Source organism: Arthrobacter sp. NicSoilB11, from assembly GCF_019977375.1.
In the GTDB taxonomy this organism is placed as follows: domain Bacteria; phylum Actinomycetota; class Actinomycetes; order Actinomycetales; family Micrococcaceae; genus Arthrobacter.
Genome location: NZ_AP024657.1, coordinates 3,700,260 through 3,724,612, shown reverse-complemented (window position 1 = coordinate 3,724,612; position 24,353 = coordinate 3,700,260). Strand labels below are relative to the sequence as shown.

Sequence of the window (24,353 nt, the reverse complement as noted above, 5' to 3'; positions counted from 1 at the left end):
AGCGATAGTTACCGACATATCGTTAACTATCGCTGAACAAAACAGCGAGCTTCTGAAAACGAAAGGACCATGCCACCATGAAAGGCATATTTGATGACAGGAATCCCGGCCCGGAATTCGGCAAGGGCCGCTTCGAACGGGGGAGGGGCCACAGGGGACCGCACGGGCACCGGGGTCCGGGCTTTGGTCCCGGTTTCGGACCTGGTTTTGGACCTGGTTTCGGACCCGGATTCGGGCCGGGCTTTGGCCCGGGTTTCGGGCGGGGCGGCCGGCGGGCCAGCCGGGGCGATGTCCGTGCAGCCATCCTCTCGCTCCTTGCGGAGGCGCCATCCAATGGTTACGGACTGATCAAGACCATCGCCGCAAAGACCGGCGGAATGTGGCGGCCAAGCCCGGGATCCATTTACCCCACGCTCCAGCAGTTGGTGGATGAGGGCCTGATCGAGGCGCTCAGTGAAGGCCGCGGCACCGAGTTCGCACTCACGGACGCAGGCAGGGCCTATGTGGCAGAGCATGCCGAGGAGATGGAGAACGCCTGGAACGCCGAACCGGACAGCGCCGACAGGGACTTCCACCAAAGCATCGGCAAGCTCCTGGGCGCCATCCATCAGTTCCGCACCGGCGTGACCCAGGAACAGCGTGCTGCTGCGATCGAGAAGATGGACGAAACCCGCCGGGCGCTTTACAAAATCCTTGCGGACTAGATCCTTAGGCCGCGGCTGCGGAAGCTACGCGAAGGAGTCTTCCCGGGCGTGCCGCTCCGCGGGAGCAGCAGCGGTTGGGATGTGCGCAGCTGCCTGGCGCAGGGGGTTGAAGCCTGCTCCGATCTCGCCGAACGCGTAGGCGGTCTCGGCGTGCTCGGACAGGTCCACGCCGGCGGTCTCGGCCTCGTGGCTGACGCGGAAGCCCACCGCCTTGTTGATGACCCGCGCAATGACCGCCGTGCCAAGTCCGGACAGCAGCAGGGTGATGACGACGGCGGCTGTCTGGGCGATGAGCTGCTGGACACCGCCGCCGTAGAAGAGGCCGCCGCCCTGGCCGTTCACGGGGAGGGCGATGAATCCCAGGGACAGGGTGCCAATGAGGCCCGCCCCCAGGTGGACGCCCACCACGTCCAGGGAGTCATCAAGGCCGAACCGGTACTTGAGGTCCACGAATACGCAGCATGCCGCTCCCGCCACCAAGCCCAGGCCGATTGCTGCCACCGGGCTGACGTTGGCGCAGGAAGGGGTGATGGCCACAAGGCCGGCCACAACGCCGGAGGCGGCGCCCAGGGAGGTGGGGTGCCCGTGGCGGATCTTTTCGGTGATGAGCCAGGTGAGCATGGCCGCGGCGGGGGCCACCAGCGTGTTGATCCAGATGAGGCCGGCCTGTTCAGCGCTGGTTGCGGCGCCGCCATTGAAGCCAAACCAGCCGAACCACAGGATGGCCGCGCCCAGCATGATGAAGGGCAGGTTGTGGGGGCGGTGATTGGGGTCCTTAGCGAAGCCGTGGCGCTGGCCCACGATGATGGCCAGCACCAGCGCGGCAGTTCCTGAACTGATTTCCACCACGGCGCCACCGGCGAAATCGATGACCTGGCCGAAGATTGCGGAGACGGCCCCGCCTGCACTCATCAGCCCGCCACCCCAGATCATGTAGGCGAGAGGGCAGTAGATCAGGGTGATCCACACGGGAACGAACAGTGCCCATGCGCTGAACTTCGCGCGGTCGGCGATGGCGCCGCTGATCAGGGCCACGGTGATGATGGCGAAGGTGGCGCTGTAACCGGCCTTGAGGAGGTCCGGCGAGCCCATCAGGTTCTGCAGGCCGAAACTCGTGAAGGGATTGCCGAAGAGCCCCAGGATGCCGTCTCCGGTAGTCATGGAGTAACCCCAGAGAACCCACACCACGCCCACGATCCCGGCGGAGATGAAGCTCATCATGATCATGTTCAGCGCGGCCTTGGCGCGGGTCATGCCGCCGTAGAAGAGGCCGAGCCCAGGGGTCATCAGCAGTACCATGGCGGCCGAAATCATCAGCCAGACGTGTTGGGCAGTGATTTCCACCGGTGGGTCCCTTCGCAACGTGATCTTGGTCCGGGGCCCGTTTTGGCCCCAAGCATTTCCCCCGGGATCCATTTTTGGCGTCGCGTGTTTCAGTCAATGCCGCTTAAAGTTGCAGGCACGTTACACAAATCGCTCCCGCGTGAAGTTCACGTATCCGGTATGTTTCGGGAATGTAAACGGCTTCTCTGGCCGGAGCCACCCACGCTGGCACCTTCCCAAAACTTCCCCGCCGGCACGGGCGACGCAGCGCACCTAAGGTGAGAAACGCCGTCGTACCCTGCTTGGCCTTCTGTTTCAGAGCTATAAACGGCAGCTCACAGGGTCAGAACCTGCGCGCGTTGGCCAGGACCGGCAGGTTGGCCCGTACGTCGGCCACCGTGGCGGGGTCAATATCGACGACGGCGAGTTCGGGTTTTCCGCCAAGGGTCACCAGCGGTTTGCCGAGTGGGGTCACAACCGCGCTGTGGCCGATTCCCGTGGGTGCTGTTCCGGCGGGACCAGCGCCGACGGTTTCGGGATCCCCTTGGCCGCAGGCAATCACGAACGCGGTGCTGTCCAGCGCCCGTGCGCGAACCAGCAGGTCCCACTGCTCGGCCTTGCCCTCCCCGGCGCCCCAGGAAGCGCACACGATGTTCACCTGCGCCCCCGCGTTCGCGTTTGCCGTGAACAGGCCGGGAAAGCGCACGTCGTAGCAGGTGGCAAGGCCGAAGACGGTCCGGTCGAGTTCGAACGTAACCGGCCCTTCCCCTGCGTCCACTGTCTTGGACTCCGTGAACCCAAAGGCATCGAAGAGGTGGATCTTGTCGTAGGAAGCATCCACACCGGGTCCGGTGACCAGCAGCGTGTTGCGGACGCGGCCGTCCTTCCCCGGCGTGAACATGCCGGCCACAATCGTGATCTCCAGCTCCCGGGCCATCCTGCGGACCTCGCTGGCCCACGGGCCGTCGAGGGGCTCGGCTATGTCCCTGAGGGAGTGCCCGAACGCGCGCATCGTCGCTTCGGGAAACACAACCAACTGCGCGTCCGCATTACTGGCCTGCGCGGCGTAGTCCCACATCAGTTCAAGGTTGGCGGCGGTGTCTGCGCCGCTGATGATCTGCGCTACTGCAATACGCATTACTGCCGGTAGCCCTCAACCTCGCTGATGGGGCGGGCCTCGGCGTCGTTCGGGTTCTCCCCGGAATCCTTCTTGGCCCGGCGCTGGCGCAGCAGGTCCCAGCACTGGTCCAGGCTTTCTTCCACGTACTTCAACCGCGCCGGGTCCGGGGCCTGCCCGCTGCCCGATCCCTCGCGCAGCGAGTGCTCCTCCTCCACCAGGGCCTGGATGTGCGTCAAAATGTCCTGATCATTCATGGCTTCCCCTAACTCCGGACCGGTCACCTTCAGCGTACGGATCAGGTGCTGAAGCCACCAGTCCCCGCGCGGTACCATCAACTTCATGCCCACTGCGCTCGATATGGCAGGTCCCATCCTGGAAGTGCTCACCTGGTTGTGCCTGCCCGCCGGGCTGGGACTGCTTTTCTACACCGGCTTCCTCCGCCGCTTTGTGCACCCCTGGGACGTGGCCGAGGCCGTGGTGTACTCCGATTCCACCGGCGTGGGGTTCCGCTGGTTCGACCGGAAGCACCAGGTCCACAACGCCCCCATGTCTCCCTACGACATCAGGGACATGGCGGCGGGAGACACCCTCCCCATCTATTACCACCCCAAGCGCCCAACGCAGTGGCAGACCACCGCGCCGGAGGAAGCCGGCAGGACAGCCTCGGTCCTGGGCCGCTGCCTGACGGCGATCGGCTCGGTAGCGCTCCTGGCCGGCTTCGTCCTGCCGATGTTCTAGGAACCGGCTGTGTTCCAGGGGCTGGCTGTGTTCTACGGACTGATCAGGACCACAACAATGCCAAGTCCGCCAAGGACCACTCCGGCGAGAGCGGTCCAGAGCACGGCAGGCAGGTCCGCTTCGATGCTTTCGCCTGCCAGGCCATGGGACCTGGCCCGGTACCGGCGGCGCTGCGTGAGGTAGATGGCAAGGGCGGCGCCGCCGGAAATCGCCGGCAGCATCAGGATGGGTAACCCGTAGCCGGGTAGCCAGCGCAGGAAGAAGGCGCTCGCCGTCACCAGCGCCAGCATGGTGCGGCCCCATGCCAGGGCGGTCCGCTCGGGCTGGAGGCCGGGATCGCCGTGGGGGCTGGGAGCATGGGCTGCCACAGGCTCAGCGCCAGAGGATAAAGACCAGGACGACGGCGGCAGCCAACGCGCCTGCCCCGGCCAACAGGGGCACAAAAAACGGCAGGGGCAGCGGGGCCCTGGTGCGCATGCTCCGCTCCACCCGAAGCCACCGCACCGCGGCACCACCGCTGAGCATCATGCCCAGCAGCAACAGGAGGACCGCAAGGCCTTTACGGACAGGCTCAACAAAAAGTCCGGACGTGAACGCCTCAACGGCAATGCCGCCTGCCAGCAGCGCCAGCGACGTGCGGATCCAGGCGAGGAAGGTGCGCTCGTTGGCAAGCGTGAAGCGGGGGTCCGGTTCCTCGCCGCCGGGGAGCAGCCGTTCGGCCATTTTTCCGCGCGGGGGCGGGCCGGGCGGCTGCTCACTGTTGGTCACCGGGCCAGTTTAGCCGCCGCTCCGCGGGGCAAACATGATCACGGCAACACCCAGCAGGCAAAACAGGGAGCCTGTGATATCCCACCTGTCGGGGCGGAAGCCGTCAAAGACCATGCCCCATGCCAGGGAACCTGCCACAAACACCCCGCCATAGGCCGCCAGGATCCGGCCGAAGTGCGCGTCCGGCTGCAGGGTGGCCACGAAGCCGTAGGCGCCGAGCGCGGCCACGCCAAGTCCGGCCCACCACCAGTCCCTGCCTTCGCGGACGGACTGCCACACCAGCCAGGCGCCGCCGATCTCCGCTGCCGCGGCCAGCACGAACAACACAATGGCCTTGAAAATACTGACGGTTTCCTCCGGTATGCCCACGGAGCCATCTTTCCAGCCGGGAATGCCACCGGTATCCGGACAGTTGGGCAAGGTATGCAGCGCATAGGATTCCTTTCATTCGGCCACTGGGGCCCCGGCCAGGGCTCGCGCACCAGGACGGCGGCGGACGCCCTGCTCCAGGGGATCGAACTGGCGGTTGCCGCTGAAGAACTCGGCGTGGACGGGGCATTCTTCCGGGTCCACCACTTCGCCAGGCAGCAGGCATCACCTTTCCCGCTCCTGTCAGCCATCGCAGCCCGCACCCGCCGGATCGAAATTGGCACCGGCGTCATCGACATGCGCTACGAAAATCCCCTGTACATGGCGGAGGAGGCTGCAGCGGCAGACCTGATCAGCGGTGGCAGGCTGCAGTTGGGCATCAGCCGCGGGTCACCCGAGCCGGCCCGGGAAGGCGCGTCGGCATTCGGCTACCGGCCGCAGCCGGGGGAGACCGACGCCGACATGGCCCGGCGCCACACCGCCGTCTTCCGCAAGGCCATTACGGGTGCCGGCATGGCTGAGGCGGACCCCAGGTACGCCGGCGGCGCCACCGGCCTCCTCCCCGTCCAGCCCCAGTCCCCGGGCCTCGCGGAACGGATCTGGTGGGGCGCCGGCAGCAGGAAGACCGCCGTCTGGGCCGCGGAACTGGGCATGAACCTGATGAGCTCCACACTGCTCACCGAGGACACCGGTGTCCCCTTCCATGAACTCCAGGCCGAACAGATCCAGCTGTTCAGGGACGCGTGGGCGGCAGCAGGACATACCCATGCCCCGCGTGTTTCGGTCAGCCGCAGCGTCCTTCCCATCGTGGATGAGGAGGACAACTACTACTTCGCCGGCAGCGCCCTTCGTGACGGCCGCGACCAGGTGGGCGTTATCGACGGACTGACTGCCAGGTTCGGCAAGAGCTACGTGGGCGCGCCGGACCTCCTGGCGGAACAACTCGCAGCCGATGCGGCAGTGCAGGCAGCGGACACCCTGCTGCTGACCGTTCCCAACCAACTGGGCGTGGACTTCAACGCCAAGCTGCTGGGAAACATCGCCGGGCACGTCGCCCCGGCCCTGGGCTGGAGCCGCCAATAAGGTGCGGAAACCAGGTGCGGGAACAATTTGTGAGACCGAACCGTTACTCTTATAGTGCGGCGTGGGGGCTTCGCGCCCTTAACTAGTGTGTGACTGCGGAACGGTCATATGACGGAGAGAGAGATATATGGCTCGCACCGCTCTAGGCTTAACCGTATGATCCGGCTACGTCAGCTGGCCCAGGCGGCCTCAGTGCTTACCACCCCTTTGGCGCCGGAAGACATTCTGGCACTATTCAACCCTGTCTACTCAGCCAGGCAACTGCGCGGCGTGGTCACCCGCGTGGTCCAGGAGACGGCCCAGTCGGCCACCATCTTCTTCCGCCCCGGCCGCGGCTGGAAGGCGCACCTTGCCGGTCAGTGGGCGCGCATCGGCGTCGAACTCGATGGCGTCCGCCACTGGCGGTCCTACTCCCTGAGCGCCCCTGCAGGCAAGGACCCGGCTATCACCGTCACGGACGTCGGCGCAGTCTCCGGCACGCTGGTGCGCACCACCCGGCCGGGCGACGTCCTGTTCCTTGCCCCGCCGCAGGGCGACTTCGTGCTTCCCGAGCACCCCCGGCCCCTGCTGATGGTCACGGCGGGCAGCGGCATCACTCCGGTGATGTCCATGATCCGCACCCTTGTTCCGCGGCGTCCGGATGCCGACGTCGTGCTGGTCCACTCGGCCCGCACGCCCGGGGACAGCCTGTTCCGTGAAGAGCTGGCCGAACTCGCGGACCAGTTCCCCAACTTCCGCCTGGCCCACTGGTACACCGGTGAACAGGGGCGGATGGACTTCTCCAGCACCAAGGAGCTGGACGAAATCTGCCCCGACTGGAAGGACCGGGCTGCCTACGCCTGCGGTCCGGACAGCTTCCTGGACGACGCCGAGGCCCTCTGGAAGCGCGCTGCGCTGACCACCCGGTCGCCGGGGACCGACGTCGCCGTTGCCGGAGACGCCGGCAACCTCATGATCGAGCGCTTCAACACCACCTTCAACGCCGGTGTAGGGCACGACGGCGGCTTGGTCACCTTCGAAGCCTCGGACCGGGAGGTGGAGGCCGACGGCGACACCCCCATCCTGGACATCGGCGAGGACGCCGGGGTGCTGATGCCCAGCGGCTGCCGGATGGGCATCTGCCACAGCTGCCTCACACCGCTCCTGGCCGGCCAGGTCCGCGACCTGCGGACCGGGGAAATCCATGGCGAACCAGGCCAACTTATCCAAACGTGTGTCTCGGCAGCCGCCGGACCCGTCAACCTCGAACTCTGAGGAGCAGTACCGTATGACTGTCATCTCACCCACAAAGACCACGGCCGCCGGAGGAGCCAGCGCCGGCACCTCACGGACGCGCCCGGGCAAACTCGCCGAATCCGGCAGCCCCACCGTCCGCCCGCCGGCCGCCGCACACCTCAGCGACGAGCAGGTAGCTGAACTCGGCCGCGAACTGGACGCCATCCGGGACGAGGTCCTGGCCAAGCGCGGGGCCGAGGATGCTGCCTACATCCGCCGGATGATCAAGATCCAGCGCGGCCTGGAGATTTCCGGCCGCGCCGCCCTCCTGGTCAGCAAGAACAAAGCCGCCTGGGTTACCGGCACCACCCTGCTGAGCCTGGCCAAGATCCTGGAAAACATGGAGCTGGGCCACAACATCCTGCACGGCCAGTGGGACTGGATGCGGGACCCGGACATCCACTCCACCACCTGGGAATGGGACTTCGTCACGCCCTCGCGGTCCTGGCAGCACACCCACAATGACCTGCACCACCGCTGGACCAACGTGGTGGGCAAGGACAACGACGTCGGATACAACCTTCTGCGCATGGACGAGAACCAGCCGTGGAAGCCCATCAACCTGGCCAACCCGCTGTTCAATGCCATCCTGGCGCCGGTTTTCGAGTGGGGCATCGCCATCTACGACCTCGAGCTGACCGAGTACAAGGAAGGCACCAAGTCCAAGGAAGCCCTGCTCAAGGACCTCAAGGCGCTGGGCAAGAAAGTCGTTACCCAGTTCACCAAGGACTACGCGGCCACTCCTGCCGTCGCCATGCTGACCGGATCCGGCAAGCAGGCGCTGTTCGGCACGATCACTGCCAACGCCGTCCGCAATGTGTGGGCCCACGCGGTTATCTTCTGCGGCCATTTCCCGGAAGGAACCGACACCTTCACCGAAGAGATGGTTGACGGCGAAACCCGCGGTGACTGGTACGTGCGGCAGATGATCGGCTCGGCGAACATCTCGGGCTCCAAGTTCATGCACCTCATGACCGGCAACCTCTCGCACCAGATCGAGCACCACCTTTTCCCCGACCTGCCCTCCAACCGGTACGCCGAGGTGGCGCCCAAGGTCCGCGAGATCTGCCAGCGCTATGGCCTGAAGTACACCACCGGCCCGCTGCTGAAGCAGGTGGGTTCGTCCTGGGCCAAGGTCTTCAAGCTGGCCCTGCCCGGCAAGGCTGCGCGGGCCTAGAAGCCTCAAAGCAAAACCCGGGAAGTGACCCGGCCGGCGCTGCCCGGCCGGGTCACTTCTGCGTTGGCGGCCTTTAGCGCCGGGTGCCTGGAACCAGGAGCACGTGGTCCAGCTTGGGCAGTGCATGACGCAGTCGGTGTTCGGCGCTTTCAAGGACCGCTTCCGCCCGGGACAATTCCGTGTCCGCCACATCAATCCGTGCCGAGCCCTGCAACCGGTGCCCGGACCACCGCAGCTGCAGGTGCCGGACTGCCAGGACGCCCGGCGTAGCCTCCAGCGCGGCTTCGGCACGCGACACCAGGTCCGGCTCGATGCCATCCATGAGCCGGCGCCCAATGCTGCGGACCGTTCCCCACAGCAGGACCATGATGGCAGCGGAGATGATCAACCCGACGATCGGATCAGCCAGCGGGAAACCCAGCATGACCCCCACCGCTCCGATGACCACGGCGAGCGAGGTGAAGCCATCCGTCCTGGCATGCACACCGTCCGCCACGAGCGCCGCGGAACCGATCCTGCGGCCAACCCGGATGCGGTAGATTGCCACGGCCTCATTCCCGGCGAAGCCGATCAGGCCGGCGGCGATGACCCAGCCGAGGTTTTGCAGCGGCTGGGGATGGATCAGCCGGTCCACGGACTGCCAGCCGGCCACCACTGCGGAGAGGGCCACCACGGCCACGATGAACAGTCCGGCCAAATCCTCAGCCCTGCCGTAGCCATACGTGTAGCGGCGGGTGGCGGCCCTGCGTCCCAGGATGAAGGCCACCCACAGGGGCACCGCGGTCAGGGCGTCCGAGAAGTTGTGGATGGTGTCCGCGAGCAGGGCCACCGAACTGCTCAACAGGACCACCAGGAACTGCAGCGCCGTCGTGGCCAGCAGGACGAACATGCTGATCTTCAGCGCCCTGATGCCCTCGGTGCTGGCCTCCATGGCATCGTCAATGGAATCTGCGGCGTCATGCGTGTGCGGAACGAAGAGCTCCATCAGCCAGCCCTTGAAGCCGGTGTGGTGATGATGCTCGTGGTCGTGGTCGTGGTCGTGGTCGCCGTGGTCCGTCCCGTGCGGGTGGCCGTGGGCGTGCGTTGACCCGCGGTGCGGGCCGGTCACGACGCGTTCCCCTGTCCGGTGTGGACGAAGCCCTGGTCGTGGGGGACCTGCTTGTGGGGAGCGCGGTGGTGGGCAGGTTCGCCGCCGAGTGCATGCTCGGCCTGGAAGATGGCGTCCGCCACCAACTGCCGCGCGTGTTCATTTTCCAGCCGGTAGAGCACCCGGGTCCCGTCCTGCCGCGTGGAAACCATTCTTGCCAGCCGCATCTTGGCCAGGTGCTGGGACACGGCGGCGGGGGACTTGCCCACCACGTCCGCCAGGGCACCCACCGCCATCTCGCCGTCACGGAGGGCCAAAATGATCCGCACCCTGGTGGCGTCCGCCAGCATGGCAAAGACCTCCACGGCCAATTCCACGTACTGGCTGTCCGCCTTCAGTGAGCAAGCATTACTATCTGCATTCATGCGCATATAGTGTCACGCTACTTCACAGCAGCGCATCCAGGCCGCCGCGGGCACCGAACGGCGCGACGAATCGAGGCTGCTGGAGCGGGGGCCGCCCCCTAGAGTAGGAGGTGCAGGGCCCGGCGTTCCGCCGGACCGCTCCGATCAGATCAGTCTCGAAAGGAACTTGCCTCCATGGCTTTCATTACCGTAGGTACCGAGAACAGCACTGACATCGAGCTCTACTACGAGGACCACGGCTCCGGCCAGCCCGTCGTGCTGATCCATGGCTACCCGCTGGACGGATCATCCTGGGAAAAGCAGACCGCCGCCCTCCTGGATGCCGGGTACCGTGTCATCACCTATGACCGCCGAGGCTTCGGAAAATCCAGCAAGCCCACCGAGGGCTACGACTACGACACCTTCGCAGCGGACCTCAACACCCTGCTCAACACCCTGGACCTGAACAACGTGGTGCTGGTGGGCTTCTCCATGGGCACGGGAGAGGTGGGCCGCTACCTCGGTACGTACGGCTCGGCCCGCGTGGCCCGCGCGGCGTTCCTCGGGTCCCTGGAGCCCTTCCTGCTCAAGACCGATGACAACCCCGACGGCGTCCCGCAGGACGTGTTTGACGGCCTCAAGGAAGCGGTCACCGCCGACCGCTACGCCTTCTTCACCGAATTCTTCAAGAACTTCTACAACTCCGACACCTTCCTGGGCACCCCGCGGCTCAGCCAGGAAGCCGTCAACGCCAGCTGGAACCTGGCTGCCGGCGCCGGAGCGCATGCTTCTGTTGCAGCGCAGCCCACCTGGCTTACGGATTTCCGCCAGGACATCCCCAAGATCGATGTTCCGGCGCTGATCCTGCACGGCACCGCTGACAACATCCTGCCCATCGATTCCACCGGCCGGCTGTTCGCCAAGGCCCTGCCGAGTGCCGAGTACGTGGAGATCGAGGGTGCACCGCACGGCCTGCTCTGGACGCACGCCGCGGAGGTCAACGAAGCGCTGCTGGCCTTCCTTTCGAAGTAGGGGTCAAGCGGACAAACGGCGACGACGGTATGCCGCCGTCGCCGTTTGCTCACCACCGCGGTCCGCTGAGGTGTCATGCCTCATTTCCAGGAGGCGAACTTAGCAGGCGGGTTTGCCCGTTATGTGCGGCTCCTGGGAAACCGGCGGCGGTGTCACCAGTTGTACGGCGAGCTCCCTGAGCTCCTGCGGACGGAAAGGCTTGGTGAGGTACCCCGCGGCCCCCGATGCCATGCCGGCCAGCACGTCGTCCTGCTCGGAACGGGCCGTGAGGAACAGCAGGGGCGCGCTGGTAAGGGCGCGGATGGCGCGGGCCACCACGTACCCGTCCATATCCGGCAGCCCAACGTCCAGGGTCACCAGGGCGATGGCGGGATCAGCCGCGGCGGCAATGGCCTCGGCCCCCGTGCCCACCATCCTGACCTCAAAGCCCGCGCGCGACAGGACCACTTCGATCAGTCCGCGGATATCGTCGTCATCCTCCACGACAAGGCAAACACGCTGCTGTTCCATCAAGCCCCCCGGCGAAAAGTTGGCACCAGTCTACCTGCGGGAACGCTGCCGGCATGACCGAAGCAAAAGATGGCCACTAGCCGTCGTAATGCGTGCGCGCCGGGCCCTGGCCCAGGGCGTTGACGACCGCGGCGGCCACATCATGCAACTTGGTGTTCCGGGTGCTGGAAGCGGTCTTCAGGATGTCGAAGGCTTCCTGCTGGCTGCACCGGTTCTGGGCCATGATGATGCCGACAGCCATGTCAATGACCGTGCGGGACTCAAGGGTGGCCCGAAGGTTCGCGGCCGTTTCGCTGTAGTGCGCGAACCGCACCGCAAGGCGGAGCGCCAGCGAGGTCTGGCTGACGAAATCCTCGGCAAACTTCAGCACGCGGCCCTCGAACCGGTGCGGGCGGCGGGAGTACAGCAGCAGCGATGCCTTGGTTTCCCCCTCAAGCCGGAACGGAACCGCCGCCACGGAGCGGATCCCGTCGGCAGTCGAGGCGGCGGCGTACTCAGGCCAGCGGCCATCCGCGGTGAGGTCCGGAGCGTGCACGATCTCCTGGGCCGTGGAAGCCGTGAGGCCCGGGGTGTCGCTGTACCTGTGTTCAAGCCGTCCGATGGACTTTGCATCCGGGCTGCTGCTGGCGACCGTGGCGGCCTTGCGTTGCCGGAGGAGGGTGATGGCGCACAGCATTTCGTCGCCGGGCTCGGAGAGATTGCGTGCGGAGACCTGTGCCAGTTCATTAAGGAAGTCCTCAACGTCGGAGCTGTTGAGGACAAGTTCATGCAGGTGCTCAGTGATGGATGTATCGGTTTTTGCTGTTGACTCGCTGGCCACGATTTTCTGGTGCCATTCGCTCAGGTCAAAACGAGCCGGCAACACGCCAACGCCCCGCAACTGGGCGGGGAGCCGGTGATGGTCGCTGGATCGACGAACTTTCCAACGGCCTGCTGCTAAACCGATAACCAGAAGTATATACATCCCCGTGCCGCCCAAAGCGTCATATATGGCTGCCCCGGAGCGGGCAAAAGGCTGGCGCGGGGCCGGGCATACCGGCACAATGAAGCAGGCGCCGGTGCTGCTGCGGGCTGGCCGCGGGACCAAGGGCTGCTCAGCGGCGGAGGGACAGGAACATGACCAGGCTGCTCATCATTGGACCACCAGGGTCCGGCAAGGGAACCCAGGCCGAACACCTCGCGCGGCACTTCCGGGTCCCTGCCGTTTCCACCGGGGATATTTTCCGGAGCAACGTCAGCCAACAGACCGACCTGGGGAACCAGGCCGCCCGGTACCTGGATGACGGCCATTTCGTACCGGACCACCTCACCAACGCGCTGGTCAAGAACCGTCTCCTCGAAAGCGACGCGATGCACGGGTTCCTGCTGGACGGCTATCCGCGGACAGCTCAACAGGTACTGGAGCTCGACCGCATGCTTGAGGCACAGGGGCATGCGCTGGACGCCGTGATCGAACTGCAGGCGCCCGACGAGGAACTGGAGCAGCGGATGCACCGCCGCGCCCTGGAGCAGGGGCGCACGGATGACACCATCGACGTCTTCAGGCGCCGGCTGGACCTCTACCACCGCCAGACGCATGAAGTAGTCTCGGTGTACGCGGGCCGGGGCATTCTTGTGTCCGTCAACGGCAGCGGGGACCCGGGCGGGATAACTGCACTGGCAATCGCCGCCGTCGAAAAGTTCCTTGCAGCCCCGCAACCCCCGTCCTGACCGAAAACACCGCACGGTGAACGCACTCGAGCAAAAGGAAACAGTGATGAGAATTGCCGTTACAGGCGGAAGCGGAAAACTGGGGCGGCACGTGGTGCGCCGGCTGACAGGCGACGGCCACCAGGTCCTCACCCTGGACCGTGCGGGTGCCCGCAGCCCGGAACTGCTGGTGGTTGACCTGCGCAACTACGGCCAGGTGGTGGACGCGCTGCTGGGCGTTGATGACCGGCATGACGGGTTCGACGCCGTGGTGCACCTGGGTGCCATTCCCGCCCCGGGCATCCTTCCGGACGCAGCCACCTTCGAAAACAACATGCTGTCCACCTACAACGTCTTCCAGGCGGCGCGGCGCGCCGGCATCAAGAAGGTGGTGTACGCTTCCAGCGAGACGGTCCTGGGGCTGCCGTTCGACATCGACCCGCCCTACATCCCGGTGGATGAGGAGTACCCGCCGCGGCCGGAAAGCACCTACTCGCTGGTGAAGACGCTGGAGGAGCAGATGGCTGTGGAGATGACGCGGTGGGACCCCGAACTGAGCATCACCGGCCTGCGGTTCTCCAACGTCATGGACGAGGCCGACTACGCCAAATTCCCCTCCTTCGACGCCGACGCGACGCTGCGGAAGTGGAACCTGTGGGGCTATATCGACGGCAGGGACGGCGCGCAGGCCGTGGTACGTGCGCTGGAGAACGCCAAACCAGGGTTCGAAGCCTTCATCATCGCCAACGCTGACACGGTGATGAGCCGGTCAAGCGCCAGCCTGGCGGAAGAGGTCTTTCCCGGCGTCAAGGTCACCAAGGACCTGGGAGAGCACGAAACGATGCTGTCCATAGACAAGGCGCGGCGCCTGCTGGGTTTCGAACCCGAGCACAGTTGGCGTAACCACGTGGCGGCCGGCTCCAACACGGTGGAAAGCCAGCGATAACCACCGGTCCGCAGGAATCGCCGAGGGTTCGCGAAGGATCATCCAAGGAGCCGGAAGCCGTGTGCTTCCGGCTCCTATCCTTTTGGTATCCCCCCTTGCCCCGCCACCACAAGGACCCCAAAATTCGTACCCGATTCTTCGTGCTGCCGGCCCTCACGGCGCTGCTCTCCGCCGTCGGCCTTTCCACCGTGTCCCTGCCGGCGGCTGCTGCTCCTGCCCCCGCCGCCGCAACCGGCCGTTACATCGTGCAGTACGCCGCCACTGCCGACCTCGCAGCCGAGGTGTCCGGGCTGCGCGGCCAGGGCCTCGCCGTCGGCCGTACCTTCGAGCATGCAGTCCGCGGCGCCGTCGTCACGGCCAACCCCGCGCAGGCGGCAGCCCTTGCCAGGTCCGGGAAGGTGCTGTCCGTGGAGCCCGACGCCCCCGTCAAGGTTTCCGGGACCGAGCAGCCCGCCCCCTGGGGCCTGGACCGCGCAGACCAGCGGACCCTTCCGCTCTCCGGTTCGTACTCGTGGACCGCGGCGGGCGCCGGGGTGACCGCCTACGTGGTGGACACCGGCATCCTGGCATCGCACACCGACTTCGGTGGCCGGGTTGCGGCAGGCTGGACAGCGGTGGCGGACGGCAACGGCACCACCGACTGCAACGGCCACGGCACCCACGTGGCCGGAACCGTGGCCGGAGCCACGTATGGCGTCGCCAAGAGCGCCACGCTGGTGCCCGTGAGGGTGCTCGACTGCAGCGGGTCCGGCTACAACTCGGACGTGGTGGCCGGCCTGGACTGGATCGCCGCCAACCATGCGGCCGGAACCCCCGCCGTGGCAAACCTCAGCCTGGGCGGAGCGGCCAGCAGCACCGTGGACGCCGCCATCCAGGCAGTTCTTGACGACGGCGTCACCACAGTGGTTGCCGCAGGAAACTCCGCCGTGGATGCCTGCACCGCTTCGCCCGCCCGCGTCCCCGGGGCTGTCACGGTGGCAGCCAGCGACTCCGCCGACAAGCAGGCCTCGTTCTCCAACTTCGGGTCCTGCGTGGACCTGTATGCGCCCGGCGTCGGCATCACCTCCGACTACTACACCTCCACCACCGCCACCGCATCCATGTCCGGAACCTCCATGGCCGCGCCGCACACCGCCGGAGCAGCCGCCGTCCTGCTGTCGCAGAACCCTGCCCTGGCACCGGCCGACGTAGCAGCGGCACTGGTAGCCAATGCCACGTCCGGCGTCATCGCCGGCGCCTCCGCGGGAACCCCGAACCGCCTGCTGTACACCGGCGCAACGGCACCTGCACCTGCGCCTGCCCCTGCACCCGCTGTCACGTCTGTTTCACCGGCCGCCAAGGCCACCGCCGTGGCGGCTGGAACGAACGTCACGGCCACCTTCAGCACCGCTGTTCAGGGCGTGAGCGCCGGGACGTTCGTGCTCAGGAATGCAGCCGGCAACAGCATCGCGGCCACCGTCACGTACAACGCCACCACCCTGGCCGCCACCCTTGACCCGGCAGCAAGCCTTGCCCCCGATGCCAGCTACACCGCAATCCTGACAGGAGGAGCCTCGGCCATCCGCGATGCCGCAGGCACCCCGCTGGCGTCCACCAGCTGGACGTTCACAACTGGCCCCGCGCCCACCGTCACCAGCTACTCGCCGGGCAGCAACGCCCTCCTGGTCCGCAGGAGCAGCAGCATCAGCGCCACCTTCAGCGAGGCGGTCCAGGGCGTTAACACCACCACGTTCACCCTGAAGAACCCGGCCACCGGCGCCGTGGTGGCAGCAACGGCCTACCGCAACGGCACCACCAACCAGTGGATCCTTGACCCCCAGGAGACCCTCGCCGCCAAGACGCGGTACACCGTGACCCTCATGGGCGGGACCAGCGGCATCCGGGACCTGGCCGGCAACCCCCTCGCCAGCCGGAGCTGGCAGTTCACCACCGGCTCTTTCTAGCCGCCTGATGGAGTGAATGGGCCGTGGCCGGGATAATCTTCACCCTAGGCATTCATCACGGCACGCATCTTCCGCGGCGTAGGGACGGGCAGCACATTGGCACAGAAATCAGCAGGTTCCGCAGTCTCTGAACGGAAAGCGGGAAGGTGGCACGCCTTCCACGAGAAGTTCGTGGTGGAGGAACGCTACGTGGACCCTGCCGACCGGCGGGGCCTGTACCGCGCGTCGATCATCCTGGCCGTCGTGGGGCTGGCACTCTTCATTGCCACCCTGGTCAGCGTGGTGCAGGCCGACGGCCTTTCCGTTGCCGACACTCCCGTGCATGACTGGCTGCTGACCACCCGTTCAGCGGCCGTCACTGCCATCATGATCTTCCTGGCGGTGATTTTCGGCCCCATCGCGCTGCCCATCATCGTGCTGGTGGTGATCCTTGTCTGGGGATTCGCAGCCAAGCACGCCTGGCGCCCCATCCTGCTCGCCTCCGCGATGCTGACCGGAGTGATCATCTCGCAGATCATCCTCCACATCGTCCAGCGCTCCCGGCCCCCCGTGGACCAGATGCTGTTCGGCGCGGACCAGACCTTCTCGTTCCCGTCCGGGCACGTCCTGGGGGCCTGCGACTTCCTGCTGGTGGGCGCCTACCTGATTTTCTCCCGGCGCCGGAACCCGCGTGCCGCGGTGTTCGGCTTCATCGGGGCCGGGATCGGCATCATCCTCGCTATCGCCAGCCGGTTGTACCTTGGCTACCACTGGCCCACGGATGCGTTGGCGTCGTTCGCGCTCTCGCTGCTCATCCTCTCCGGGGTCATCGCGCTTGACACGTGGCGGACGGCCAGGATTCCGGGGGAACCGATCACCGGAGAGCTGTCAAGGGCCGAATCCACCGGAGAGTAGGAACTTACCGGGAGCAGTCCGGGAACCGGATCCCGCTTCCTGGGCCGCTTCCTGGCCCCCTGTTATTGCGGCCGCGATTTTGCCCGCTTGAGTGCCCGGTGCAGCTTCACGTTGGCTGCCTCCAGCTCCAGTACCTTCGCAACGCCCGCCAGGTTCAACCCCTCCTGCAGGAGTTCGCCGATCCGCAGCAGTACGGCAATATCGTCGTCGCTGTACTGCCGCGTGCCGCCCGCCGTCCGCGAGGGCGTCAACAGTCCCTTGGTTTCGTACAGCCTGATGTTCTGCTGTCCGGTTCCCGTGAGCTCCGCCGCCACCGAGATGGCGTACAGGGCCCGTGAACCGGGGGAGCGGCCAGCCCGACCTGCTTCAGGATCCGCCATTCTTTCTCCCAAAAATCGCTTCCGCTGGTACCTTGCTTCAGTTTTGCACAAGTGCTATAAAAAATCTATATCCACCACCATAGATTAAAGGAGGTGGTGGGTAGCTGCAGATCCAGCACCTGGAAGCTAAAGGAGTGGGAAATGATGTTGATGCGTACGGACCCGTTCCGTGAGCTGGACCGGCTCACGCAGCAGGTCTTTGGAACCTCCGCCCGCCCGGCAGCCATGCCCATGGACGCGTGGCAGGAAGACGGGGAATTCGTGGTGGCGTTCGACCTTCCCGGTGTGAACGTGGATTCCCTGGACTTGAACGTTGAGCGGAACGTCCTGACCGTCCGGGCGGAGCGCGAGGACCCCACGCAGCCCAACGTGGAGCTCGTGGCCTCTGAGCGTCCCCGGGGCGTGTTCAGCCGCCAGTTGATCCTGGGTGACACCCTGGACACCGAGCACATCAAGGCCAGCTATGACCAGGGTGTCCTGACCCTGCGGATTCCGGTTGCCGAGCAGGCCAAGCCGCGCAAGATCGAGATCCAGACCCAGCAGGGCGAGAAGCACCAGATCGGCAGCTAGGACCATGCTTTCGTGCCGGCGCCCCTGACCCTCCGGGCGGGGCGCCGGCGAAACAGGAGGCAGGATGACTGATCTCCCCGACTACTACGCCATCCTGGGCGTAGGCCGGGACGCCGGCCGCCAGGAAATCTCGCATGCCTACCGCGCCCTCATGCGCACCCACCATCCGGATATGGACGGCGGGCGGGCTTACGAAGGCATGGAGACCATGGGGGATACGACGGCGGAGAAGGGCAACACTGCACAGGGGGAGGAACTTCTCCGGATCATGCAGGCGTTTAACGTGCTGCGTGACCCCGGGCGCCGCGCCGACTACGACAGGAAGCTGGCGGCAGCTGCGCCCACCATCATTCCGGTCCGGAAAGTCCGCAGCCGTGGCGGGCAGTCCGGACCTCCCATCCGCGTCACCCCGGTGCGGTGGGAAAGCGGGCCCTGGTCCTGATCCAGGCCCTGGGCCATTGATCCAAGGAGGCGGAAAACTGCATGGGCGACTGGCGGCGCTACGATTCACACCTCATTCCTGCATTCTTCGAACGCTTTGAGCAGCGGTGGGGCGAGGGAACCGCGCCCTTCCTGGACCCGGAGGCGCACGAACAGCCTCTGCCGCGGGCACAGTGGATCAACCCCACTACGGGTGCTGCGCTGGCGGTGGTTCCGGTATGGACCGCCGATGAGAGGCAGCAGCGTTCCTTCGGCGTGTTCTACCTCCCGCCGGGCGGGGACATCTGGGTCCTGCGGCCCGGGTACACCGGCTACCTGGAGCCGTCCGACGACGACACGGAACACCTGGTGACGCTCCGGAATGATGCCTTCCGCAAGGCAGTGGCGCACGCCAAGGAGTTCCTGTTCGGCACCCAGTAGTTGCCGGCGCAGGGAGCGGAGTTACTGCTCGTCAGCCGACCTCCGCTGTGACATTCTGGGACGTACCCTAACTACCGTGACCAAAGGCTGGACCCCAATGCACATCACCGCCAAGGACCTCGCAGCGCTCATCCCCCCGGGGTTCACGCTTGGCGTCGCAACCGCAGCATTCCAGATCGAAGGGGCGCTGGACGAGGATGGGCGGGGACCGGCGGGCTGGGACAGGTTCGCTGCCCGGCCCGGTGCCATCGTTGAGGACCACAGCCCGGTGGTGGCCACGGACCACTACCACCGGATGCCGCAGGACGTGGCCCTCCTGAAGCAGCTCGGCGTTGACTCCTACCGGTTCTCTTTCTCCTGGCCGCGCATCCAGCCGGGCGGCACCGGCCCGGCCAACCGCGCAGGCATGGCGTTCTATGACCGGCTCCTGGACGAGCTCCTGGCCAACGGAATTTCGCCCATGGCCACCATCTACCACTGGGATACGCCCCTGGAACTGGATGAGGCCGGCGGCTGGATGAACCGGGACACCGCCTACCGGCTGGGGGAGTACGCGGCGCTCGTGGCCGATGCCTTCGGTGACAGGGTGGCCCGGTGGGTCACCATCAACGAGCCGGCAACGGTGAGCGCCAACGGCTACTCCCTGGGGCTGCACTCCCCAGGCAAGGAGCTGGCCCTGGGTGCCTTCCCCACGGTCCACCACCAGCTGCTGGGCCACGGGCTCGCCGTCCAGGCCCTTCGCGCGGCGCGGGTGCCCGGCGAAATCGGCATGACCAACGTCTACTCACCCATGGTGCCCAACTCCATCAACCCGCTGGACAAGATCAGCGCGGGACTTATGGACCTGGGGCAGAACCGGCTCTACGCGGACCCTGTCCTGACGGGCAAGTACCCGGACCTCATCCGCGCGGCCAAGTTCTTCAGCTCCTTCGAACATCCCGAAGAGGACATGGAGATCATTTCCCAGCCCCTCGATTTCTACGGGCTCAACTACTACATGCCCACCAAGGTGGCCGTTGGGCCGGGCAACGGCGCCGTGCCGGCCAGCATGGCCGAGGCCATGGGCAGCGACCTCAGCGCGGCCGGAAACGGCGCTACGCCCTTCCACGTGGAGACGTGGCCGGAAGCGGACGTCACCGCATACGGCTGGCCGGTCAAGCCGGAGTACATGGCCGTGGCCCTGAAGGAGATGGCCGAGCGGTACCCCAACCTGCCGCCCGTGATCATCACCGAGGGCGGAGCCAGCTTCGAGGACATCATTGTCCGGGACAAGTCCACCAACACCAGGTTCATCCCGGACGAGCGGCGGCTGAAGTACATTTCAGACCACCTTGAAACCGCGCTCCGGGCCACGGCGCCCGGTGGGGTGGCCGAATCCGTGGACCTGCGCGGCTACTACGTGTGGTCCTTCCTGGACAACTTCGAGTGGTCCGCCGGCTACAACCAGCCGTTCGGCCTCCTGCACGTGGACTTCGAAACGCTCGACCGCACACCCAAGGCGTCCTACTTCTGGTTCCAGGAGCTCATCGAGGAACGCGACCTGGCTGCCGCGGCCGGGGCGGCCATCGCGCAGGCAGCGGTTCCGGAGCTGTTGGACAGTGAATTGCCCGACGACGGCGCACCCCTGGGTGCCAACGCGCAGTAAGGCTGCGCAGCCGGGAGCCGTTCAGCCCCGGAGCAGGTCCAGCATGGCCAGCTGCTTGGCGATGCCGGCGCCGTCGGGCGAGTAGATCCACGGCACGCGGGAGGTGGTGTGGTCGCCGTCCTCGGAGTGGCCGCCGGCGAACACGGATTCGCTGACGGACAGCTGCCGGATGGCGATTGCTGCAACCTTGTCCGGATTTTCGGCGGCAAAGGCGGAGTAGATGGCCTCGTCATGCTGTCCGTTGTCGCCGATCAGGAGCCACCGCATGTCCGGGAATTCCTGGGCCAGCCGCTCCAGGTTGCGGTGCTTGTGGTCCTGGCCGCTGCGGAACCAGCGGTCCTGGGTGAGTCCCCAGTCCGTGAGCAGCAGCGCGCCCTTGGGGTACATGTTGCGGGTCAGGAACCGTGCCAGGGTGGGGGCCGCGTTCCAGGGGCCGGTGGACAGGTAAATGACCGGGGCTTCAGGGTGCTCGATGGTCAGCCGGTCCAGCAGCACGGCCATCCCCGGAGTGGCCATGCGCGCCCGTTCGCTGAGCACGAAGGTGTTCCACAGGGCCAGGAAGGGCCGGGGCAGGGCGGTCACCATGACGGTGTCGTCGATGTCCGAGACGATGCCGAACTGCACGCCCGGAGCGATCACCTGGATCAGTGCCTCCGCCGGCTCGGTTCCCTCGGCCCGCAGCACGGCAGTGTGCCAGCCGGGGGACAGCTGCACGTCCACCTCGGTATCGATCAGCCCGCCCCGGTCCGCCGTGACGTGGGAGACCACATCACCGATGGTGATTTCGACGTCGGAAAACTGCAACGGCACCCCCGTGAACGCCCGCCAGCCGCGGATGTTCTGGTTGCCGTTCCTGGCCGCGTGCTCGGCCTTGCTTCCGGGCGGCGGCTTCTGTGTCAGCAGTACCCTGCCCAGGACGCGCACCCGGGTGGTGGAGCCATAACCCTGGTACGCGATGGTCTGCGGCACGAACTTCCACCGCTTGGCGAGCTGGATCCGGACGTCGTTGACCGCGTCCGACAACCGGTGTGCCAGCCGGAAGAACTGGCTTCCGGACAGGGCGGTGCGGCCCTTCGTGTTCCGCCGGGGTGGGCGTGCCGTGTCCTGGTCGGGGTTCTGCGGGGCCGAGTCCATGCCACCACTCTGCCACAGGGCGGCAGCGGGCATCAGCCGTTGCCGAGGATCGCGCGGAGGGTCCGGGCGTTCCACACGGCGTTCCCGCCGCCGTCGTTGTTGAAGTACGCGTAGACATCGATGCCCGCGCCGTCCCACTCACGGATCCGGTCGGCCCACCAGTGGAGGTCGGCGTCCGAGTAGGAGCCGCCGTAGAGGTGCTGGTGGTCGGGTCCGTGCAGCCGGACATATGCGAAGGGGGCGGTGGTCCGCAGGATGCAGGGCAGGTTGGCGCCGCTCATGATGCAGTAGGCGGCCTGGTGCCGCTCCAGCAGGGCAAACACCTCAGGGCAGTCCCAGCTGGGGTGCCTGAACTCCACGGCAACCCTGATCCACGGCGGAACCGCAGCGAGGAAGTAGTCCATCCTGGCGTCGTCGCGCTCCAATTGGGGCGGCAGCTGGACCAGGAGCACGGCACGTTTGTCCCCCAGTTCGTGCCAGCAGCGGGCAATCCGCTCCACCCAGACTTCCGGTGAATACAGTTTCCGCGCGTGCGTGAGTCCCCTGGGAGCTTTGACGGACATGGCGAACCCGGGCGGCAGGCGCCTGTTCCATCCGGCGAAGGTGGTATCCCTGGGCCAGCGGTAGAAGCTGGCGTTCAGTTCCACCGTGCTGAATTCGGCGACGTAGCACTGGAGCCGGTCCCGCACGGGCAGCCCGGGCGGGTACAGGACGTTCTCCCAGTGGTCGTAGCTCCAGCCGGAGGTGCCGATGTGGATTCCCATTTGCCTCAGGCTACACCGGGCTTCCCCTTCCGTTCGGGCCCGGGTGTGGCAGGGTAATGTCATGGCGCGAATCGAAGATTATGCGGTTGTTGGCGACCTTCAAACCGGAGCCCTGGTCAGCAGGGAAGGCTCGATCGACTGGCTCTGCCTCCCGAGGTTCGATTCCCCTGCCTGCTTCAATTCACTGTTGGACACGCCGGACTCGGGGCGCTGGCTGCTGGCTCCGGAAAGAGGGGGTGAATGCACCCGCCGGAGCTACCGCGAGGGCACCCTCATCCTGGATACGGAGTGGGAGACGCCGGACGGAACCGTGCGCATCACCGATTTCATGCCGCCGCGTGATTCCGTCGCTGACATCGTCCGGATTGTGGAAGGCATCAGCGGCAGCGTCAGGATGCACGGCGAACTGGTCCTGAGGTTCGACTACGGGCACATCATTCCGTGGGTGCGCAAGGACAAGCGCGGGCTGCACGCGATCGCCGGTCCGGATGCCGTCTACCTGGTCACTCCGGCACCCCTGCATGGCGAGAACATGCACACTGTCAGCGACTTCACCGTGAATGCAGGCGAAAAGGTACCTTTCGTGCTGACCTGGGCGCCCAGCCATGTGGGACGCCCGGTATCCGTGGACGCGGAAGTAGTCCTTGACAGCACCTTTGCATTCTGGCGGGGCTGGTCCTCGCAATGCACCGTCAAGGGCAAGTACCGGGAGGCCGTGGTCCGTTCCCTGATAACGCTCAAGGCGCTGACGTATGGCCCTACCGGCGGGATCGTCGCGGCCGTCACAACGTCGCTGCCGGAGCAGCCGGGCGGCCAGCGTAACTGGGACTACCGCTACTGCTGGCTGCGGGACGCCGCCATGACGCTGCAGGCGCTGCTGGCGGCCGGCTACACCGCGGAGGCCGCGGCCTGGCGGGACTGGCTGCTCCGGGCCGTGGCCGGCGACCCCGCCGACCTGCAGATCATGTACGGGATCCATGGCGAGCGGCGGCTGCCGGAAATGGAGTTGCCGTGGCTGAAGGGTTACGAGAACTCGGTACCGGTGCGGATCGGGAATGCGGCGGCTGAGCAGTTTCAGCTGGATGTATGGGGTGAGGTCCTTGACTGCCTGGCGCTGACCCGGAACTCGCTGCTGACGCATACGGACGAGGCCTGGGACGTGCAGATTGCGCTGATGGAGCACCTTGAAACCATCTGGGACCAGCCGGACAACGGGCTCTGGGAGATGCGTGGGCCGCGCCGGCATTTCACCCACTCCAAGGTCATGGCGTGGGTGGCTGCGGACCGGATGGTGAAGGGTGTGCGCGAGTCCGGCCTGCCGGGCCCCGTGGAGCGCTGGGAGCTGCTGCGGGACCAGATCCGCAAGGACATCATGGCCAACGGCTTCGACGCGGAGCGCAATACGTTTGTCCAGTCCTACGGCCGTCCGGAGCTGGACGCCAGCCTGCTGTTGATTCCCAGGGTGGGGTTCCTGCCGCCCGATGATCCCAAGGTGGTGGGAACCATCGAAGCAATCCAGCGGGAGCTGACCCAGGACGGGTTTGTGCTGCGGTACCGGCCGGAGCAGAGCGACGACGGCCTGCCGGGCGACGAGGGCGTCTTCCTGGCGTGCTCGTTCTGGCTGGTGGAGGCGCTTTTGGGGGCGGGCCGCCATGAGGAATCCCGCGAACTCTTTGAGCGGCTGCTGGAACTGCGCAACGACGTCGGGCTGCTAAGCGAGGAATGGGCGGTGAAAGCCAAGCGTCAGCTGGGCAACACGCCGCAGGCGTTCAGCCATTTTGCCCTTGTGACTAGCGCCCTGGAGCTGCATCAGGATACGGTTCGGCGCAGTGACAGCCCCATTCCGCCTGAAGGGGTGGATTCGCGCTGAGGCGGCGCGGACCGGGGCTGGAACTTCTCCTTCGCAGGATAGATAAGTATACTTACTAATACCTCAT

General features: G+C 66.2%; 28 protein-coding genes. 15 read left to right on the top strand and 13 right to left on the bottom strand.

Annotated elements, in window-relative coordinates; all coding sequences use genetic code 11:
• Positions 1-77: 77 nt before the first annotated feature.
• The gene (locus tag LDO14_RS17375) at positions 78-704 is read left to right on the top strand and encodes a PadR family transcriptional regulator (RefSeq protein WP_018770600.1); all 627 of its coding nucleotides are present in this window, start codon (positions 78-80) and stop codon (positions 702-704) included.
• A 24-nt stretch (positions 705-728) separates the two neighbouring features.
• Here the strand turns inward: LDO14_RS17375 and LDO14_RS17370 are convergent, their stop codons facing one another.
• The 3 genes from LDO14_RS17370 to LDO14_RS17360 form a co-directional block, all read right to left on the bottom strand.
• Positions 729-2,048: an ammonium transporter gene (locus LDO14_RS17370; protein ID WP_144600245.1), complete on the bottom strand. Its 1,320-nt coding sequence runs from the start codon at positions 2,046-2,048 to the stop codon at positions 729-731.
• A 322-nt stretch (positions 2,049-2,370) separates the two neighbouring features.
• On the bottom strand, positions 2,371-3,165 hold the full coding sequence (locus tag LDO14_RS17365) for a carbon-nitrogen hydrolase family protein (RefSeq protein WP_223992687.1): 795 nt from the start codon (positions 3,163-3,165) through the stop codon (positions 2,371-2,373).
• A complete protein-coding gene (locus LDO14_RS17360) occupies positions 3,165-3,401 on the bottom strand; it encodes a DUF2630 family protein (RefSeq protein ID WP_026265973.1) in 237 nt (78 codons plus the stop codon). The genes LDO14_RS17365 and LDO14_RS17360 overlap by 1 nt, the downstream gene beginning before the upstream one ends.
• Before the next feature lie 85 nt (positions 3,402-3,486).
• Between LDO14_RS17360 and LDO14_RS17355 the strand changes: the two genes are divergently transcribed.
• A complete protein-coding gene (locus LDO14_RS17355) occupies positions 3,487-3,885 on the top strand; it encodes a hypothetical protein (RefSeq protein WP_018770596.1) in 399 nt (132 codons plus the stop codon).
• Between the two features lie 32 nt (positions 3,886-3,917).
• Here the strand turns inward: LDO14_RS17355 and LDO14_RS17350 are convergent, their stop codons facing one another.
• From LDO14_RS17350 to LDO14_RS17340, 3 genes are read right to left on the bottom strand one after another with little or no spacing between them, the layout of a single operon-like run.
• Positions 3,918-4,253, bottom strand: coding sequence for a DUF202 domain-containing protein (locus tag LDO14_RS17350; protein ID WP_223992679.1), 336 nt, complete (start codon positions 4,251-4,253; stop codon positions 3,918-3,920).
• 4 nt (positions 4,254-4,257) lie between these two features.
• The gene (locus LDO14_RS17345; protein WP_056391475.1) at positions 4,258-4,653 is read right to left on the bottom strand and encodes a DUF202 domain-containing protein; all 396 of its coding nucleotides are present in this window, start codon (positions 4,651-4,653) and stop codon (positions 4,258-4,260) included.
• 9 nt (positions 4,654-4,662) lie between these two features.
• The gene (locus tag LDO14_RS17340; protein WP_223992677.1) at positions 4,663-5,022 is read right to left on the bottom strand and encodes a YnfA family protein; all 360 of its coding nucleotides are present in this window, start codon (positions 5,020-5,022) and stop codon (positions 4,663-4,665) included.
• A 54-nt stretch (positions 5,023-5,076) separates the two neighbouring features.
• On the opposite strand from LDO14_RS17340, the gene LDO14_RS17335 reads away from it, so the two are divergent.
• The 3 genes from LDO14_RS17335 (at position 5,077) to LDO14_RS17325 (ending at position 8,557) form a co-directional block, all read left to right on the top strand.
• Positions 5,077-6,105 (top strand): LLM class flavin-dependent oxidoreductase, encoded by a 1,029-nt coding sequence (locus tag LDO14_RS17335; RefSeq protein ID WP_223992675.1) that lies wholly within the window; start codon positions 5,077-5,079, stop codon positions 6,103-6,105.
• Between the two features lie 156 nt (positions 6,106-6,261).
• On the top strand, positions 6,262-7,359 hold the full coding sequence (locus LDO14_RS17330) for a ferredoxin reductase (protein ID WP_223992673.1): 1,098 nt from the start codon (positions 6,262-6,264) through the stop codon (positions 7,357-7,359).
• Between the two features lie 13 nt (positions 7,360-7,372).
• Positions 7,373-8,557, top strand: coding sequence for an acyl-CoA desaturase (locus LDO14_RS17325; RefSeq protein WP_056391468.1), 1,185 nt, complete (start codon positions 7,373-7,375; stop codon positions 8,555-8,557).
• Positions 8,558-8,630: 73 nt separating this feature from the next.
• Here the strand turns inward: LDO14_RS17325 and LDO14_RS17320 are convergent, their stop codons facing one another.
• Positions 8,631-9,665 (bottom strand): cation diffusion facilitator family transporter, encoded by a 1,035-nt coding sequence (locus tag LDO14_RS17320; RefSeq protein WP_223992672.1) that lies wholly within the window; start codon positions 9,663-9,665, stop codon positions 8,631-8,633.
• Positions 9,662-10,069 carry a metalloregulator ArsR/SmtB family transcription factor gene (locus LDO14_RS17315; RefSeq protein WP_144600249.1) on the bottom strand — a complete coding sequence of 136 codons (408 nt, stop codon included), beginning with the start codon at positions 10,067-10,069 and terminating at the stop codon, positions 9,662-9,664. Before LDO14_RS17315 ends, LDO14_RS17320 begins: the two co-directional genes overlap by 4 nt.
• Before the next feature lie 174 nt (positions 10,070-10,243).
• Here LDO14_RS17315 and LDO14_RS17310 point away from each other — a divergent pair, with 174 nt between their 5' ends.
• On the top strand, positions 10,244-11,080 hold the full coding sequence (locus LDO14_RS17310) for an alpha/beta hydrolase (protein WP_223992671.1): 837 nt from the start codon (positions 10,244-10,246) through the stop codon (positions 11,078-11,080).
• 99 nt (positions 11,081-11,179) lie between these two features.
• Here LDO14_RS17310 and LDO14_RS17305 read toward each other — a convergent pair whose 3' ends face one another.
• Positions 11,180-11,590, bottom strand: coding sequence for a response regulator (locus tag LDO14_RS17305; protein ID WP_134165453.1), 411 nt, complete (start codon positions 11,588-11,590; stop codon positions 11,180-11,182).
• A 76-nt stretch (positions 11,591-11,666) separates the two neighbouring features.
• Positions 11,667-12,410, bottom strand: a complete 744-nt coding sequence (locus LDO14_RS17300) for a GAF and ANTAR domain-containing protein (RefSeq protein WP_223995300.1) — start codon at positions 12,408-12,410, stop codon at positions 11,667-11,669.
• 296 nt (positions 12,411-12,706) lie between these two features.
• Here LDO14_RS17300 and LDO14_RS17295 point away from each other — a divergent pair, with 296 nt between their 5' ends.
• The 4 genes from LDO14_RS17295 to LDO14_RS17280 all read left to right on the top strand — a co-directional run bounded on the left by LDO14_RS17295 (position 12,707) and on the right by LDO14_RS17280 (position 17,062).
• Positions 12,707-13,300 carry an adenylate kinase gene (locus LDO14_RS17295; protein WP_056391456.1) on the top strand — a complete coding sequence of 198 codons (594 nt, stop codon included), beginning with the start codon at positions 12,707-12,709 and terminating at the stop codon, positions 13,298-13,300.
• Between the two features lie 46 nt (positions 13,301-13,346).
• Complete coding sequence (locus LDO14_RS17290) at positions 13,347-14,225, top strand: NAD(P)-dependent oxidoreductase (protein ID WP_018770582.1); 879 nt, start codon at positions 13,347-13,349, stop codon at positions 14,223-14,225.
• A gap of 95 nt (positions 14,226-14,320) precedes the next feature.
• Positions 14,321-16,168, top strand: coding sequence for a S8 family serine peptidase (locus LDO14_RS17285; RefSeq protein ID WP_223992670.1), 1,848 nt, complete (start codon positions 14,321-14,323; stop codon positions 16,166-16,168).
• A gap of 96 nt (positions 16,169-16,264) precedes the next feature.
• Entirely contained in the window at positions 16,265-17,062 is a 798-nt protein-coding gene (locus LDO14_RS17280; RefSeq protein WP_018770580.1) for a phosphatase PAP2 family protein, read from the top strand.
• A gap of 62 nt (positions 17,063-17,124) precedes the next feature.
• Here the strand turns inward: LDO14_RS17280 and LDO14_RS17275 are convergent, their stop codons facing one another.
• A complete protein-coding gene (locus LDO14_RS17275; RefSeq protein ID WP_056391447.1) occupies positions 17,125-17,442 on the bottom strand; it encodes a MerR family transcriptional regulator in 318 nt (105 codons plus the stop codon).
• A gap of 144 nt (positions 17,443-17,586) precedes the next feature.
• Between LDO14_RS17275 and LDO14_RS17270 the strand changes: the two genes are divergently transcribed.
• The 4 genes from LDO14_RS17270 to LDO14_RS17255 all read left to right on the top strand — a co-directional run bounded on the left by LDO14_RS17270 (position 17,587) and on the right by LDO14_RS17255 (position 20,518).
• Positions 17,587-18,012, top strand: a complete 426-nt coding sequence (locus LDO14_RS17270; protein WP_223995298.1) for an HSP20 family small heat-shock protein — start codon at positions 17,587-17,589, stop codon at positions 18,010-18,012.
• A gap of 64 nt (positions 18,013-18,076) precedes the next feature.
• Positions 18,077-18,454 carry a J domain-containing protein gene (locus LDO14_RS17265; protein WP_018770577.1) on the top strand — a complete coding sequence of 126 codons (378 nt, stop codon included), beginning with the start codon at positions 18,077-18,079 and terminating at the stop codon, positions 18,452-18,454.
• Between the two features lie 41 nt (positions 18,455-18,495).
• The gene (locus LDO14_RS17260) at positions 18,496-18,873 is read left to right on the top strand and encodes a hypothetical protein (protein WP_018770576.1); all 378 of its coding nucleotides are present in this window, start codon (positions 18,496-18,498) and stop codon (positions 18,871-18,873) included.
• Between the two features lie 97 nt (positions 18,874-18,970).
• Entirely contained in the window at positions 18,971-20,518 is a 1,548-nt protein-coding gene (locus tag LDO14_RS17255) for a family 1 glycosylhydrolase (protein WP_056391432.1), read from the top strand.
• 21 nt (positions 20,519-20,539) lie between these two features.
• On the opposite strand, the gene LDO14_RS17250 is transcribed toward LDO14_RS17255, so the two are convergent.
• Both LDO14_RS17250 and LDO14_RS17245 read right to left on the bottom strand, forming a co-directional pair.
• Positions 20,540-21,652, bottom strand: coding sequence for a phosphatase domain-containing protein (locus LDO14_RS17250; RefSeq protein ID WP_223992669.1), 1,113 nt, complete (start codon positions 21,650-21,652; stop codon positions 20,540-20,542).
• Positions 21,653-21,684: 32 nt separating this feature from the next.
• On the bottom strand, positions 21,685-22,416 hold the full coding sequence (locus LDO14_RS17245) for a DUF72 domain-containing protein (RefSeq protein WP_223992668.1): 732 nt from the start codon (positions 22,414-22,416) through the stop codon (positions 21,685-21,687).
• A gap of 61 nt (positions 22,417-22,477) precedes the next feature.
• Here LDO14_RS17245 and LDO14_RS17240 point away from each other — a divergent pair, with 61 nt between their 5' ends.
• The gene (locus LDO14_RS17240; protein ID WP_018770572.1) at positions 22,478-24,286 is read left to right on the top strand and encodes a glycoside hydrolase family 15 protein; all 1,809 of its coding nucleotides are present in this window, start codon (positions 22,478-22,480) and stop codon (positions 24,284-24,286) included.
• Positions 24,287-24,353: the final 67 nt, after the last annotated feature.

What these genes read in the sequence shown, in the direction of transcription:
- LDO14_RS17255 (WP_056391432.1), top strand. Translation starts at nt 18,971, where the DNA reads ATGCACATCACCGCCAAGGACCTCGCAGCGCTCATCCCCCCGGGGTTC.
- LDO14_RS17315 (WP_144600249.1), bottom strand. Translation starts at nt 10,069, where the DNA reads ATGAATGCAGATAGTAATGCTTGCTCACTGAAGGCGGACAGCCAGTAC.
- LDO14_RS17250 (WP_223992669.1), bottom strand. Translation starts at nt 21,652, where the DNA reads ATGGACTCGGCCCCGCAGAACCCCGACCAGGACACGGCACGCCCACCC.
- LDO14_RS17325 (WP_056391468.1), top strand. Translation starts at nt 7,373, where the DNA reads ATGACTGTCATCTCACCCACAAAGACCACGGCCGCCGGAGGAGCCAGC.
- LDO14_RS17365 (WP_223992687.1), bottom strand. Translation starts at nt 3,165, where the DNA reads ATGCGTATTGCAGTAGCGCAGATCATCAGCGGCGCAGACACCGCCGCC.
- LDO14_RS17240 (WP_018770572.1), top strand. Translation starts at nt 22,478, where the DNA reads ATGGCGCGAATCGAAGATTATGCGGTTGTTGGCGACCTTCAAACCGGA.
- LDO14_RS17305 (WP_134165453.1), bottom strand. Translation starts at nt 11,590, where the DNA reads ATGGAACAGCAGCGTGTTTGCCTTGTCGTGGAGGATGACGACGATATC.
- LDO14_RS17360 (WP_026265973.1), bottom strand. Translation starts at nt 3,401, where the DNA reads ATGAATGATCAGGACATTTTGACGCACATCCAGGCCCTGGTGGAGGAG.
- LDO14_RS17290 (WP_018770582.1), top strand. Translation starts at nt 13,347, where the DNA reads ATGAGAATTGCCGTTACAGGCGGAAGCGGAAAACTGGGGCGGCACGTG.
- LDO14_RS17270 (WP_223995298.1), top strand. Translation starts at nt 17,587, where the DNA reads ATGTTGATGCGTACGGACCCGTTCCGTGAGCTGGACCGGCTCACGCAG.
- LDO14_RS17375 (WP_018770600.1), top strand. Translation starts at nt 78, where the DNA reads ATGAAAGGCATATTTGATGACAGGAATCCCGGCCCGGAATTCGGCAAG.
- LDO14_RS17265 (WP_018770577.1), top strand. Translation starts at nt 18,077, where the DNA reads ATGACTGATCTCCCCGACTACTACGCCATCCTGGGCGTAGGCCGGGAC.
- LDO14_RS17275 (WP_056391447.1), bottom strand. Translation starts at nt 17,442, where the DNA reads ATGGCGGATCCTGAAGCAGGTCGGGCTGGCCGCTCCCCCGGTTCACGG.
- LDO14_RS17335 (WP_223992675.1), top strand. Translation starts at nt 5,077, where the DNA reads ATGCAGCGCATAGGATTCCTTTCATTCGGCCACTGGGGCCCCGGCCAG.
- LDO14_RS17295 (WP_056391456.1), top strand. Translation starts at nt 12,707, where the DNA reads ATGACCAGGCTGCTCATCATTGGACCACCAGGGTCCGGCAAGGGAACC.
- LDO14_RS17260 (WP_018770576.1), top strand. Translation starts at nt 18,496, where the DNA reads ATGGGCGACTGGCGGCGCTACGATTCACACCTCATTCCTGCATTCTTC.
- LDO14_RS17355 (WP_018770596.1), top strand. Translation starts at nt 3,487, where the DNA reads ATGCCCACTGCGCTCGATATGGCAGGTCCCATCCTGGAAGTGCTCACC.
- LDO14_RS17245 (WP_223992668.1), bottom strand. Translation starts at nt 22,416, where the DNA reads ATGGGAATCCACATCGGCACCTCCGGCTGGAGCTACGACCACTGGGAG.
- LDO14_RS17330 (WP_223992673.1), top strand. Translation starts at nt 6,262, where the DNA reads ATGATCCGGCTACGTCAGCTGGCCCAGGCGGCCTCAGTGCTTACCACC.
- LDO14_RS17310 (WP_223992671.1), top strand. Translation starts at nt 10,244, where the DNA reads ATGGCTTTCATTACCGTAGGTACCGAGAACAGCACTGACATCGAGCTC.